13 protein-coding genes are annotated in these 12,989 nt (G+C 47.1%); 10 read left to right on the top strand and 3 right to left on the bottom strand.

Annotated elements, in window-relative coordinates; genetic code table 11:
• The first annotated feature begins 70 nt into the window (after window positions 1–70).
• From QW71_RS26505 to QW71_RS26485, 5 genes are all read left to right on the top strand, one after another.
• Window positions 71–622, top strand: a complete 552-nt coding sequence (locus QW71_RS26505) for an SMI1/KNR4 family protein (protein ID WP_039306387.1) — start codon at window positions 71–73, stop codon at window positions 620–622.
• Window positions 623–1,729: 1,107 nt separating this feature from the next.
• The gene (locus tag QW71_RS26500) at window positions 1,730–1,945 is read left to right on the top strand and encodes a spore coat associated protein CotJA (protein WP_039306384.1); all 216 of its coding nucleotides are present in this window, start codon (window positions 1,730–1,732) and stop codon (window positions 1,943–1,945) included.
• 3 nt (window positions 1,946–1,948) lie between these two features.
• Complete coding sequence (locus QW71_RS26495) at window positions 1,949–2,215, top strand: spore coat protein CotJB (RefSeq protein ID WP_039306379.1); 267 nt, start codon at window positions 1,949–1,951, stop codon at window positions 2,213–2,215.
• Between the two features lie 47 nt (window positions 2,216–2,262).
• Window positions 2,263–2,832 carry a manganese catalase family protein gene (locus QW71_RS26490; RefSeq protein ID WP_039306375.1) on the top strand — a complete coding sequence of 190 codons (570 nt, stop codon included), beginning with the start codon at window positions 2,263–2,265 and terminating at the stop codon, window positions 2,830–2,832.
• 405 nt (window positions 2,833–3,237) lie between these two features.
• A complete protein-coding gene (locus tag QW71_RS26485; protein ID WP_039306372.1) occupies window positions 3,238–4,056 on the top strand; it encodes a protein kinase in 819 nt (272 codons plus the stop codon).
• Window positions 4,057–4,134: 78 nt separating this feature from the next.
• Here QW71_RS26485 and QW71_RS26480 read toward each other — a convergent pair whose 3' ends face one another.
• The 3 genes from QW71_RS26480 to QW71_RS26470 all read right to left on the bottom strand — a co-directional run bounded on the left by QW71_RS26480 (window position 4,135) and on the right by QW71_RS26470 (window position 5,642).
• Window positions 4,135–4,347: a hypothetical protein gene (locus QW71_RS26480; RefSeq protein WP_039306369.1), complete on the bottom strand. Its 213-nt coding sequence runs from the start codon at window positions 4,345–4,347 to the stop codon at window positions 4,135–4,137.
• Between the two features lie 150 nt (window positions 4,348–4,497).
• Window positions 4,498–5,259 (bottom strand): SDR family oxidoreductase, encoded by a 762-nt coding sequence (locus QW71_RS26475; protein WP_039306366.1) that lies wholly within the window; start codon window positions 5,257–5,259, stop codon window positions 4,498–4,500.
• Between the two features lie 17 nt (window positions 5,260–5,276).
• Complete coding sequence (locus QW71_RS26470; RefSeq protein WP_039306363.1) at window positions 5,277–5,642, bottom strand: MerR family transcriptional regulator; 366 nt, start codon at window positions 5,640–5,642, stop codon at window positions 5,277–5,279.
• Window positions 5,643–6,159: 517 nt separating this feature from the next.
• Between QW71_RS26470 and essC the strand changes: the two genes are divergently transcribed.
• Genes essC through QW71_RS26445 form a run of 5 tightly spaced genes read left to right on the top strand, consistent with a single transcriptional unit; the run spans window position 6,160 to window position 12,981 of the window.
• Entirely contained in the window at window positions 6,160–10,152 is a 3,993-nt protein-coding gene (gene essC, locus QW71_RS26465; RefSeq protein WP_083442735.1) for a type VII secretion protein EssC, read from the top strand.
• 19 nt (window positions 10,153–10,171) lie between these two features.
• Window positions 10,172–10,876 (top strand): hypothetical protein, encoded by a 705-nt coding sequence (locus QW71_RS26460; protein ID WP_039306360.1) that lies wholly within the window; start codon window positions 10,172–10,174, stop codon window positions 10,874–10,876.
• A 26-nt stretch (window positions 10,877–10,902) separates the two neighbouring features.
• Window positions 10,903–11,154: a hypothetical protein gene (locus QW71_RS26455; protein ID WP_039306357.1), complete on the top strand. Its 252-nt coding sequence runs from the start codon at window positions 10,903–10,905 to the stop codon at window positions 11,152–11,154.
• Between the two features lie 27 nt (window positions 11,155–11,181).
• Window positions 11,182–12,630: a hypothetical protein gene (locus QW71_RS26450; RefSeq protein WP_039306353.1), complete on the top strand. Its 1,449-nt coding sequence runs from the start codon at window positions 11,182–11,184 to the stop codon at window positions 12,628–12,630.
• A 24-nt stretch (window positions 12,631–12,654) separates the two neighbouring features.
• Window positions 12,655–12,981 (top strand): hypothetical protein, encoded by a 327-nt coding sequence (locus QW71_RS26445; protein WP_039306350.1) that lies wholly within the window; start codon window positions 12,655–12,657, stop codon window positions 12,979–12,981.
• The last annotated feature ends 8 nt before the right edge of the window (window positions 12,982–12,989 follow it).

Below are 12,989 nucleotides of genomic sequence, written 5' to 3'. Positions count from 1 at the left end.
TATATCAAGGGTTTGTTTGGAGATTTAGGCTGCGAAAGTTGAGTTATTAAATAATTAAGGGGGCTGCAAAATGTCAAAATTGATCGTTGCATCCCTTGATGCATTAAAAAAGACTATGCAAAATAATATCCCTTTTCAGATTCAAAGAAATTTAGGTTATTATCTTAAATGTTCTTTTTCGTTTTCAAAATCGGCTAATTCGAAAGAAATAGAGGATTTTGAGTCTGAAACGAATCTAAAACTTCCTGAGGATTATAAGTTTTTTCTTTCTCTTCATAATGGGATGGAATTGTATAAGGATGTTGAAGAATCCGCGCCTCATTGGCACATTTTTGGGATCGATGAAATTTTAGATGCATTGGAAAAGTATCCGACTCCTGAACATGTGTATACCATTGCTAAGTTTGATCAGACATTAATTTGTGTGAATAGCGATTATGTTAAAGATGGAAAAAAAGGTTATCTTCTTGATCAATCTATCTATACTTCATCTCATAATGATGGAGATCCACTGCATTTAAACTTCGAATTATGGCTTGATAGACTGCTTGTATCACAGGGTGATCACTTTTGGTTATGGAACAGCATTACACCAGAAAATTTAAATGATTATTTTTCTTAACTATTCATCTTGAGAAGCCTTAATTTCTGGGCTTCTTTTTATTTTACTTGGATTTCTTGCAATGCAGTATGTGTGATTCCTTTCTAATAAAGGCTAACCAACTGATGAATTATCAAGTCCTTTTCCTGTATGTTTCCAATCCAAGATCCCTAATATCTTCAACTTTGTTCACGTTTTTTCGCGAAGAATAAGAGTTTTGATTATTTTAAAAGATTTAATTACCGACAAAAGCTAGCTCTTTTATAGTGTAAAGCATATTAGGGCGGAGATAATTCTTGAGCTCACCCTGTTGCTGGCCAGCAATGTACTCATTTATCTCCTCTACTTGCATTGTGCAGCAGCCACGTGTCTGTAGGAAGGATGGTTACCTGGGAATCCTGGAGGGAGCGCATTTGGATCTGCACAGCAACTGCGGCAAAGTTCCGAAAGTTGGCAACTACGCATCTGCCCAGTTGCAGAAGAACAAGGTAATCAGCTCTTCGAAGGCAGCAGATGGCGTTTTCAGTGGTTGCCCAATCCTTGAATGTACCAGTGGATATTATCAAGGATTTTAAGGTGCTGTAGGGATGCAGGGGCGGCCTTTGAGACGGCAGTTATCACTTGAGATATGGGGAGCGTACCGCGCCGTTTGATACCACCCCACAGCTCGCCAGTAGCAATATGGATTACTGCGTTAATTACTTAGCGGGCCTATGGCCCTTGCTGGCGAAGCCATCCAGAGGCAGATTATGCAGGATATCTTTACCGGCTGCAGAAAGAGCTGAAGAAGCGTAAGGTCAGGTTTATCGAAAATGAACAAGACAATTTTGATATGCCGTCAGACGGGGCTTTGAGTAGAGGGATTCACATAACTACAGATTATCCGTATTCTATTACCGAGCTCTGTCCATGACTAAAACAGACGCAGAGGAAAATAAAGATAAGCGAGAGAATCGTCGAAATGGCGGCTATATTTTAACGGGAACATAAGAAGCCATTACAGGGCTGCTTGATGTTCCCTTTTTTGCGAAGGGGTTCTATTCCTCTCTGGAGCCGTCATAAATTAGTTAGGAAGGTGAGATCTGGAATAATAAAGGTATACCATTAATCTATAAGGAGGAATGATCATTGAACTCCCAGGAGCGTGTATGGACGCCGTACAGGGGACCGTTTGATCCTTGTCCACCGGTGCCGTTCAAGACGTATGTTGTGCCGCCGAACCAATTCATTAATTTTCAGCCTCCGAATCTGCCGCAGTTCTCCTTGCCGGAAGCACTGAAGTATGGGACGCTATGGCCCGAGCTGTTCAGCCCGTACGAATCAAAGTTCAAAGGAGGGAAGTAGGCTATGGAGGCTAATGCTTGCGAACCCCGTTATTATGAAATGCTGGAACAACTGCAGGTGCTCGATTTCGCACTAGTTGAGCTGAATCTGTACCTGGACACCCACCCGGAGGATCTGAAGGCCATAGAGCAGTTCAATCAGTTGACCTTCGAACGCACCAAGCTGGCGAACCAGTTTCAGGAGCTTTACGGACCCCTGCAGAATTTCGGGCGCGCCTACTCCAAGTGTCCATGGGAATGGAGCCAGAGCCCTTGGCCGTGGCAAGTCTGAACCGTAGGACGGAGAACATAAAAGTCTGAGGAGGGGGAAGCACACGAATGTGGATCTACGAGAAGAAGCTACAATACCCGGTGCGTGTAGGCAAATGCGATGTGCGGATGGCGCGGTACCTGATGGAGCAATATGGCGGTGCGGACGGGGAACTGGCGGCGGCCCTACGTTACATGAATCAGCGCTATGCAATACCGGATAAGGTTATCGGTGTATTGACCGATATTTCGACTGAGGAATTTGCGCACCTGGAAATGATTGCTACGATGATATATAAATTGACAAAAGATGCATCGATCAGTGAACTCGAAGCTGCCGGGCTTGGCCCGAACTATGCACAGCGTGACCACGCGCTGTTCTACCAGAATTCAGCAGGGGTCCCCTGGACAGCTGCGTATATCCAGGCCAAAGGTGATCCGCTGGCTGACCTCTACGAGGACATTGCCGCCGAAGAAAAGGCCCGGGCTACATATCAGTGGCTGATCGATATGACGGATGATGTGGATCTGCAAGACAGCCTCAAGTTCCTGCGGGAGCGAGAGATTGTGCATGCTTTGCGGTTTAAGGAATCGGTGCAGATTTTGATTGAGGAACGGGATAAGAAGAAGGTGTTCTGAGGAGCTTTTGGACGATCCGGTTTATCTGTTACCTGCTATCTGCTACTAAGTAAAAATCCTGCCCCAAATACAACATTTCGCTCATGAAATCGAGCCTAATCGGAAATTGTTGTACAAAAGGCAGGATTTCTGCTTGTCTAAGCGGCTATGCGGGATAATTGTTGTATTTCATACATGAATCCTCGCGACCCCCCGGGCATCTTGGAGCAAAGCTGTAAAACGTACAACATTTTATGATACATAACGAAGAACCCCAGAAGCACTGAGGTTCTTTTTCTCATGGCTAACTCCCTGCCTTTGTGCTGACCTGCCGTGCCTCCGGTGCCAGCAACGGTCATCTGTGAGATAATAATACTGCTGCTGATACTCTATCTGGCGCAGGAAGCGGAAGGGGGCGTAATGGTTATGGCATTTGAACGGTGGCACGAATTCATCCGGGCCTGGCGGGATTATCCCTTCCCGGAAGGGGCTGTGATTGGCGGGCATTATACAATAGAGGCTTTGCTGGGAGAAGGCAGCTACGGGCTGACGTACCTTACCCGGAGTCCTGAAGACGGGACGCCTCTGGCACTCAAACAGTCCAGACCCAGTAAGAAAGCGGTTGGCCGGGCGCTGCTGGCCAGGGAGAGTGCTATTCTAGGGGAAATGGAGCATCCTAACATTCCGGCTTGCCGCGATTATTTCAAATATAAAGGCTCGAACTGGCTGGTTACCGATTATATTGCGGGGAAGACGCTGGAGGATCTGATCTTTGATGAGCAGATTGTCTACGGTGAGCGGGAGTGTCTGGCCACGACGCTGAAGCTGATGGAGCGGGTTGCCCATGTCCATTCGCGCGGATACGTTCATCTGGATCTGCGGATACCCAATGTGATACTCCAGAATGAAGACCTGTACTTAATTGATTTCGGATTGGCTGCAAAGATTGGAGAGGCGGATACCGTGCTTGGGCGGCTGAAGCCGAGGGAGAAAGAGCTGCCGGAACATAGGCCGCCGGAGATCGCTTCGGATTTGTACGATGTAGGACAACTGATGCTGTTCATGCTGTATTCCGGTTATCATCCTCAGCGGGGAGGGGCGGAGCGGAGCTGGCGGGAAGAGCTGGAGCTGTCGCCTGGAATGCTGCAGATGCTGTCCCGTCTGCTTGGAGAGCAGGAGACCTATCCGGACACGGCTGTGTTTATCCGTGAGGCCGGAGAATTGTATAAGAGTCTGCTGCGTTGATATCTGTTCAAAAAAAGGCGCCTTCAGCCAAATGCTGAGAGGCGCCTTATGAATGTGTATGAAGAAATCAAGCCAGCTTCAGCTTGAACTGCCGTGACGGTTCTTATAGTATTTATGTCCGGTTCCTCCGCGGCGGGCATCTGAAGAGGAATGCCGCTTGTATCCGGGGCTGCTGCTTGAATGCCTTCTGGATACTGGCCTCCCTTTGTTGCTGCTCGAATGCCTGCGGTGTCCGCCATGTTTGGACTGCTCTACGGAGTGCAGGACTTTACCAAGAATTTTTTTGAACATCTTGTTTCCTCCTCTAAGGTTGTAGTAGCCAATGCGGTGCGGCTTTAATCGTTAGTTACCCTTAACTACGGCCTCCGTACCCGGCAGGTTTCAATTAAAAAAATAAACCCCGTCCATTTGCGGCGGGGTTTATCTTTATAAGAGACGCATTTATTCAATATAGCTCTTCATTGCCTGATACATATTGACCGCGTATTCGTCGATCTTATCGCGTGACATGCGCAGCCGGTCCACTGAAGTGCCGTAGCCGATCTCCTGCTGTCCCTCCGCTAATCCCTGGAAGATTCCGTCCGTGAACGCATCTAACGGTTCGCCGTGGACATGCAGCCCGCTTCCGCCGAGATCCGTATTCACCGCCGGAGGAGCAACTTCAATGACTTCTACAGAGGTATCGGACAGCTGGAGTCGGAGACTCATGGTGAACGAATGAAGCGCTGCCTTCGTCGCTGAATAGATCGGGCCAATGGCAAACGGTGTAAAGGCCAGGCCGGAGGTGACGTTGAGGATAGCCGCCGCTTCCCTTGCTGCGAATAATGGAGCGAACAGCATAGCCAGATGAAGAGGCGCTTCAAGGTTTGTTGTGATTTCTTGATTGAAATAAGCCCAATTGTTTCTCGCATCTGCTTTGAGTACATTGAAGCGCTGCTGGGTCCCGGCATTGTTCACTAACACATTCAATTCCGGATAGTTCGCAGTTACCCAGTCGAACAAGGCGATACGCTCGGATTCGATATTCAAATCACTTACACGGGTAATCAGGCCGGGGAACTTGTCCTTGGCATCCTGCAGGACCTGTTCACGCCGTCCGGTAATGATGACTGTATTTCCGGCATTGATGAAGCGTTCGGCAAAAGCGAGTCCGATTCCCGAGCCTCCGCCAGTAATAAGGATTGTGTTTCCTGTAAGTTTCATTTTAGAACCTCTTCTCATTATTTTGATAAATAATTTGTATAACGTGCGATTTTCTTGTCGATGCCCTGCAAGGATTCTGTCATGAGCGCAATTTCCGCCAGCACAGCCTGCTTGTGCTCCTGAAACATTCTAAGCCGGAGTTCAGTTGTGCTGTCCCCTTCTAACATCCAGTCCACATATTGCCTGATATTGCTGATGGGCATATGCGTATTTTTCAGATAAATAATGATCTTAAGGAAAGCAATACGATTCTCCGAGAATATCCGCCTCCCGGCTTCGTCACGCTCCATCTGTGGCAGTAATCCCTTTTTCTCATAATAACGGATCGTTGATTCCGGAATCCCTAACTGGGCTGCAGCTTCGCTAATGGAAACATATTTCATCTGGAGACCTCCATGGGGGTTGGTTAGTTGTCGACAGGAATAGGATACGACTTAAACCATGGTTTAAGTCAATCTAATTTTTTGGAGGGGGAGATTCCCGGAAAATTTCTGAGGCATTAGATCTAAAAAAGAATAAAGAATGGGAATTTAAGTCCGGGGTTTGCTCGAAAAGGGCAGGAGCTGGTCTTTTTTTTGGCGCCGTCATAAAATAATTACTTATTAAGAATAAAATGTAAATGAGACATATTTCTTATATTGAAAACAATGCAATAAAAAAACATTACTAAAGAACTGCATCTTCTTGCCCTGGTAACTTTAGCGAGTGAAAGGCATTCGTAACTAATTAGGGATTAATGGACTATATTAGCAAAAAATGTTATGTAAAATATAAATTATTCAAAAGTGGTGCCGATAAAACATAATATATATCCCAATTTAATGAAAAAATACAAAATTTATTTAAAATTTAAATCAATAGTTTCGTAATCCAAAATTCCTATCCAGTGGTGATGAAAAGATGAGCACTCAAGAAATGTTAACCAATCAGGTACAAAGAACCCCCCGGATTAAACCAAACTACCCGATAGGCGAGCTGGAACTGGAGGATCCGGCCAAACCTTCGGGAAAACCGACCTTCTCATGGTTGACGATTATAGTTCCTCCGCTCGGAATGCTGGTCATATCCATATTTATGTCAACTTTAACCAGGTCATACACCATGCTTATCTCAACTATGAGTATGACTGCTCTAACAGTTATGGTTTCGGTCATGAATTATAAATCCAGTGTTAAAAAGCATCATGAGCAGAATAAAAAATTGGAAAAGAAATATCTCAACTACTTATTCCAGGTTCGTAATGATTTGCAGGGTGCCGCCAGTACGCAACGTGAAGCCTATACATATATTCATCCAAGTATACAGACCTGTATTGAAATCGCACGGGGCAGAAGTAAACAGCTCTGGGAAAGAACGGCGATTGAAGATGATTTTCTTAATATACGGGTTGGAGTTGGAATTCAACCGATCTCCCTGGTGCCAACGTACAGCCCGACGACGAAAGCCATCGATGATGAGAACCCTCTCGAAGAGATTGCCAGTAAGATATGCGAGGAAATGTACTTTGTAAGAGATATTCCGGTTTACATACCGCTAAGTAATATTAGTACGCTCGGGTTATACGGCCAACGGCAGGAGGTCCGCGATTTCCTGAATGCCGCCATAGTTCATCTGACAACTCACCAGGGCTACGATGATGTGAGGGTAGTATGTGTGATGCAGCCGGACGATCTTGAGTACTGGGAATGGCTAAAATGGCTGCCGCATACGTGGAATAAGGACCGTAGCCAGAGAAGTCTGGCCACGACATCCTACGAGGCTGCTAATGTTGCCGATGAACTGCTTGTGGAGCTTAGAAAGAGAGAAGAAGGCAACAAGAGCAGTTATGGTCTGCTGCAGAATTTGCAGACCCCGCACTATGTCTTTTTAGTTTTTGCCCCTGAACTGTGGGACAGTACAGAAATGATGAAATATTTGTTGTCGGGCGATTCATTGCCGGGAGTGACAAGCATTTTTATGTCAGAGAAGATTGATGTAGCGCTGCCGCTGAATTGCCAGGTTATTCTGGAAATTAAGGATGGCAGGGGAATGGTCCGCAAAGACACCAATAATCTGTTAACTCATCTGACCGATTTTTTCACAGCCGATTCACTCGATAAAACGCATTCCGAATACTTCGCCCGTTCTTTGTCTCCGCTCAGAATTAAGGCCGGACAGAACAATAGCTATATACCGCCAATGGTTACTTTTCTGGAGAGCTTTGAGGTTGAACAGGTCGAAGAGCTGAATGTGCTGGAGCGCTGGTCCAGAAACCAGGCCAACCGTACATTGTCCATTCCCCTTGGGCTGGGGGCAGGAGGGAAGTCTCTTTTGTTCGATATGCATGAAAAAAGCTATGGTCCCCATGGACTGGTAGCCGGAACCACCGGATCCGGGAAAAGTGAGCTGCTTCAATCCCTGCTGCTGGGTCTGGCGGTGAATTATCATCCGCATGAGATTGCTTTCGTACTGATTGACTATAAAGGCGGCGGGATGGCGAATGCCTTTCTGGGACTCCCACACCTGGTGGGGACGATTACCAATCTGGGCGGCAATCAGATCAACAGGGCACTCGCTTCGATCAAAAGCGAACTTCTGCGGAGACAGAGACTTTTCAGTGAAGCCGGTGTGACCAGTATTGACAACTACATTGTCCTCTACCGCAACAAGGAAGTAAGACTTCCTTTGCCGCATTTGATCATAGTGGTGGATGAATTCGCGGAGCTGAAATCGGATCAGCCGGAATTCATGAAAGAACTGGTCAGTGCGGCGCGTGTCGGAAGAAGCTTGGGCATTCACTTAATATTGGCAACCCAGAAGCCGTCCGGTGTTGTCGATGACCAGATATGGAGTAACTCCAGATTCAAATTGTGTCTCAAGGTGCAGACACCCTCGGACAGTAATGAAATGCTGAAACGCCCGGAAGCAGCCGAGATCAAAGAAAAAGGCCGCGGGTATTTGCAGGTCGGTAATAACGAACTGTTTACCTTGTTCCAGTCTTCGTGGAGCGGGGCGCCTTATCATACAGGCGGAACTGATGTTGATGGAAGCCCTAAACTGGATATCGTTTCATTAGGTGGAGACCGCAGAGCGCTAATTCCGAAGCAGAAGCATAGTGATAATACCTTGGCATTAAGCGAACTGCAGGCCGTAGTTAACCATATTGCTGCCATTTCTGCTGAAGAATCAATTGGAGAGGCCTTTCAGTTGTGGCTTCCTCCACTTCCGGAGATATTGGGTCTATCGGAAGTGCTGGATCATGACCTTATCTGGAATGGTGAGCATTGGCAGGAGCCAAGTGATCAACTGGTTGCCTCCGTTGGGCGGATAGACAATCCTTCGGATCAGGAGCAGTACAATCTGGATATTAATTTCAATCTGAACGGACATTTGCTGGTTTATGGAGCTCCAGGCAGCGGTAAGACAACACTGTTAAAGACAATGATTATGTCGCTGGCCATGAAATATGATCCTGAGTATGTGAATTTTTATATTCTGGATTTCGGCACAAGAACTCTAGGTGTATTTCATGAGCTTCCGCATTTGGGGGATGTCATTTATCCGGAGGATGAACAAAAGCTTGGTAAACTGATAAGCTGGCTGCTCTCACAACTGAATGATCGCAAACATAAGTTTTCTCAGTTTGGAATCAGCAATCTGGTTTCATATACCAACGCAACCGGGGAAAAGGTTCCTTACATCGTTATTATGCTCGATAATTTCACAGGGTTCTCGGAAGCTTACGATGACTATGTTCTGGATCTGGCGAAGCTTGTGCGCGAAGGAGGCAGCTATGGAATATACTTTGTATTTACTGCCAATACGGTTAACTCCTATCCTTACCGGATCAGCCAGAATATCAGGCAGTCTCTTGTATTCCAAATGTCTGACAGGCTGGATTATTCAAGCGTTCTGGGGAGAACAGAAGGTATGGAGCCAACCAATACCGTAGGCCGCGGGCTGCTTAAGGACAACCGGATTCTGGAATTCCATACCGCCCTGCCGGCGGAGGGCAGCTCGGATGATCAAATAGCTGCTTCAATACGCCGTATCAGCTCAGAGATGAAAGCAGTGGCAGGAGAAGCCCATCCTGCCGGGATATCAGTAATACCGGATAAGCTTTCACTTACAGAACTTCTGGAGCGTGCAGACAAGAACCGGCCCGAAGGAACCGGGGATACTCTGGTACCCATTGGATTGGAACGGACAACGACACTGCCGGTAGATATAAATGTGAAGGAAATCAGCAGTTTTGTAGTCTCCTATACGAATCAACAGCAAGTGGATCTAACGTTCACATCTATCCTGCGGGCTCTTGAAGCTTCGGCGGGTTCAATTACCAAGGAACTTTATTTATTCGACAGCGGTGCTGCTAAATGGACAGGAATACGGGCAATTCCGGCGATAACTGTTACGAGTACAGCAGAAGAGTTTCTACAGCTCACGCAGTCATTAATAGAACAGCTGCAGCTTAGAAAAAATGATGCCCGTCAAGCTTTGGCTGCGGGTTCGTTGTCCGGAGAATTCGATGAAACCGGCTATATTTTGTCCAAGTATCCTCTGCTTGTCATTGTAATGCCGAATTTGAAGTCTGCCTTTGATCTGATGGAGAATGATTCGCTGGATCACTTGGAGCGGATTGCAAGTTTTGGCGGCGGGCTTGGCGTTCTGCTGATGGCTGGCAGCAATGTACATGAATTGAACCAGCTGCAGCTTATCACAAATCTGGCGGGAGAGATGATCAATAGCGGCAATGCGCTGCTGACGGGCGGGAAACTGAGTGATCATATGACTTATGCCCACTTTATAGAGAGTATGGAATACCATGAGCTTAACCAACAGATGGACACTAGTGAAGCCATGCTGCTTATAGCGGGCTCCGGAACGCAAATCAAAATGATTACAGATCTATAGATAGCAGGTGAATGAAACGATGGAACCGACGCGTGAAATCTTTGAATTACAGGCTTTAGAAATCATATATTTAGCTGCATTAATAGGAAAAAACAGCTTTCCGGGACTTGAAATACATTTGGAGGACGAAACGGAGAATAAGCAGCGTGCCCTGATGAATGCCCAGAGGAGATCACTTGAAGCGAAGGGGTACCTGGAGATAGATTTTATGGGGCTTGCCAAGGTAAATGAAGTCCTTCGTAAATGTATTGCCGCAGGTTCCAACTGTACATCGTATCTCTGTCAGCTGGTTCAACGAGAGGATATGGCCTCTAAAATCTATTATTTTGATCAGGATGAAACACAGTTCGAGCTTGAACATCAGCCTGAGACCCATACATACAAAATGCAGGAAATCTATGCACAGCATGAGCTGATGTTTCAAATCATTGAGCGAATTCCTTTGGTTCAGTACCCGGAGGATAATGGGAATTCACAGCAATTGATCATCGAAGATCCGGATTATGGAGTATGGGCAGAGAGGCTGCTTCAAGCTGGGGCGTCTATATCCTCACTGGCGGAAATCCAATGCATCCATGAGGAAGCTCAGGTTATTCGTGAACTGAACGTAGTCATTCATGAAGATATGATGTGGCTGCTGCAACGTGGACCGGAAGACCAAATTATCCGAGATAGAGCAACCTTGTCAACAGCAATGGAAGAATTATGTTTGTGGCTGCAATAAGTTTAATCGTCAGGGGGAATCAGGATATGTCAACAGCCTTAACCACTGTTTTTTTTAATGGAGCGAACAAGAAAGTAATAGATCTGGATATCTCCCTTTCTATTACTGCAGGGCATTGTCTAGAATTGCTGAAGCAAGCAAACTGGCTCCCCGATAATTGGGAGTTCAAATGCGAGGTCAGCTGCACCGGAGAGGTATGGACGGAGCTTGGCCAGCAAGTGGTATTGGCTGATGTTATCCAGGGCGATGGGGCTATTATCCGGATTTACCCTTATTAAGCGGGAGGATTATGGAGGAGGTTACATATGAAAAGCGTACATCTGGTCTGCTCGCCTGAACTCATCATGCTTCTGTCACGGTCACTGGAGCATGAGGGCTACGTGATTTCAGGTAAACATTCTACGCTGCATAGTTTTATTCGGGGCTTCAGCAGCAAGGAGGTTGATCCCTCTTCCATCGTGATTATGGAGGGCGGAGCGGGTCTCGGGACACCTGTGAAGGCTGCTGAGATTGTAGGGTTCATGACACTGATCCGGAAATATCTCAAGCATACACGGCTGATCGTTCAATTAGATCCTGCACTGAAGACAGATATTGAGTTTATACGGACTATGGTCAATATGAATATTCACGATCTTCAGTTCACCACAGAATTCAGGGGTGACGATCTTCTGAACTGGATCAGGGAGAAGAAAACGACAAGGGATTATTATACTATCCTTGGCAAAAAGAAAGGCTTGTTCTCATTTAAAGGCACAACCACAGCACCTGCTTCAGTTCAGCCATCGGAGGAACCGGCTCAAGCCCCTGCAAGACCCGCAGAGTCGCTTACCCGGCCACAACCGGCGGCAAGATCCGGGGGAGCATCTGCTGGTGTCAGGCCATCTCCTGCTACAGGCTCCGGCGGAGGGTCAACTTCACCCAGACCGAGGCCGGTGGTTAGAACGGAATCCTCGGCAGCAGACGAGGGAACGCTGGAGAGCCTGGAGCAATCCATTCCGGTGGAAGGACAGCAGGCCGTACCCGCAGCAAGTGCGAGGATATTGGGCAGCAATGTCCCCCTTGTCATTGGTATATGCGGTGCCGGAGGGGAAGAGGATGTTGGTGCGGCGGCTTTTCTGCTGGCTGCAGGACTGGCGGATCTCGGCTGGAAGCCGCTGGTGTGCGGAGATAACAGACCTGAGATTAGTTCGCTTGAACAGATTGTATTTGAAGGGGAACAGGCAGACTCCGTGTCTACCATGTTTGAATATGAAGGCGTTACTTTCTACCGCAGGGGATATTCATGGGACATATCGGAGCTCCTGGCCAGTGAATTTACACATATTATTCTATGGGTGGATATCCATCAGGAGCGTAAAGGAACCAGCGCACTTGAGCTATGGTGGAACTCGCAAATCCCCATTCTTGTCGGCAATGGAGCCATGTGGAAGTATGAGCTGCTGAAGGAAAAGCTGAATACTCTTAATCCGTTTGAACGCAAACGCTGCAGACTACTGCTGGAGAACGGGCATCAGGAAGTGCTGCAAATGCTGAAGAAGGACTTCCCGGAGATGCAGGCAACGCTGATGCCTGCGCACCAAGATCCGCTCTATCCGGATAAAGAGGCTGTTGAATGGGTGATGAAGCTGCTGACCGTTCAGAAAAAGCTCTTTCGGAAGCAAACGCTGCTCTGGGGAATCGCAGGAGCGGTCTTATTTGTGACTTTAATACTAATCGGCCTGGGAATGTCTTTTGTCCCTCAGAGCCGCTAGTTCACAACAAGGAGGTAAATACATATGAATTCAGGCACGGTTCGTGGACTTGCGTTTAATTGTCATCAGCTGCTGACTCCCGCCCAGGATTGCAAAGATAAGATGACAGCTGCCATTGCCGGACTTCCCGGTTATTGGGTGGATTTAGGCGGGGAAGAGTTCAAGAATCACTGCACGGACTGGATCAGAAAGATGGAGTCATTCAAACAGGTTATAAGCAGCCTCGAATCGGATATGTTGAAGTATGCCGATATACTGCAGGCAGAAGAAAAGGCTACCGCTGATCGCGCTAAAGCAGCTGCGGATCAGGCTAGAGCAGCTGCAGTGAAAATGACTGGGAATACCAAATAGCAGTAGAA

It is taken from the genome of Paenibacillus sp. IHB B 3415, assembly GCF_000802655.2.
Taxonomy (GTDB): domain Bacteria; phylum Bacillota; class Bacilli; order Paenibacillales; family Paenibacillaceae; genus Paenibacillus_AQ; species Paenibacillus_AQ phytohabitans.
Note: the sequence above shows the minus strand (reverse complement) of the source record. Positions and strands in the feature narration are given on the sequence as shown.

Coding starts and splice junctions, on each gene's coding strand:
- QW71_RS26505 (WP_039306387.1), top strand. CDS start 71: ATGTCAAAATTGATCGTTGCATCCCTTGATGCATTAAAAAAGACTATG.
- QW71_RS26495 (WP_039306379.1), top strand. CDS start 1,949: ATGGAGGCTAATGCTTGCGAACCCCGTTATTATGAAATGCTGGAACAA.
- QW71_RS26490 (WP_039306375.1), top strand. CDS start 2,263: ATGTGGATCTACGAGAAGAAGCTACAATACCCGGTGCGTGTAGGCAAA.
- QW71_RS26485 (WP_039306372.1), top strand. CDS start 3,238: ATGGCATTTGAACGGTGGCACGAATTCATCCGGGCCTGGCGGGATTAT.
- QW71_RS26480 (WP_039306369.1), bottom strand. CDS start 4,347: ATGTTCAAAAAAATTCTTGGTAAAGTCCTGCACTCCGTAGAGCAGTCC.
- QW71_RS26475 (WP_039306366.1), bottom strand. CDS start 5,259: ATGAAACTTACAGGAAACACAATCCTTATTACTGGCGGAGGCTCGGGA.
- QW71_RS26470 (WP_039306363.1), bottom strand. CDS start 5,642: ATGAAATATGTTTCCATTAGCGAAGCTGCAGCCCAGTTAGGGATTCCG.
- essC (WP_083442735.1), top strand. CDS start 6,160: ATGAGCACTCAAGAAATGTTAACCAATCAGGTACAAAGAACCCCCCGG.
- QW71_RS26460 (WP_039306360.1), top strand. CDS start 10,172: ATGGAACCGACGCGTGAAATCTTTGAATTACAGGCTTTAGAAATCATA.
- QW71_RS26455 (WP_039306357.1), top strand. CDS start 10,903: ATGTCAACAGCCTTAACCACTGTTTTTTTTAATGGAGCGAACAAGAAA.
- QW71_RS26450 (WP_039306353.1), top strand. CDS start 11,182: ATGAAAAGCGTACATCTGGTCTGCTCGCCTGAACTCATCATGCTTCTG.
- QW71_RS26445 (WP_039306350.1), top strand. CDS start 12,655: ATGAATTCAGGCACGGTTCGTGGACTTGCGTTTAATTGTCATCAGCTG.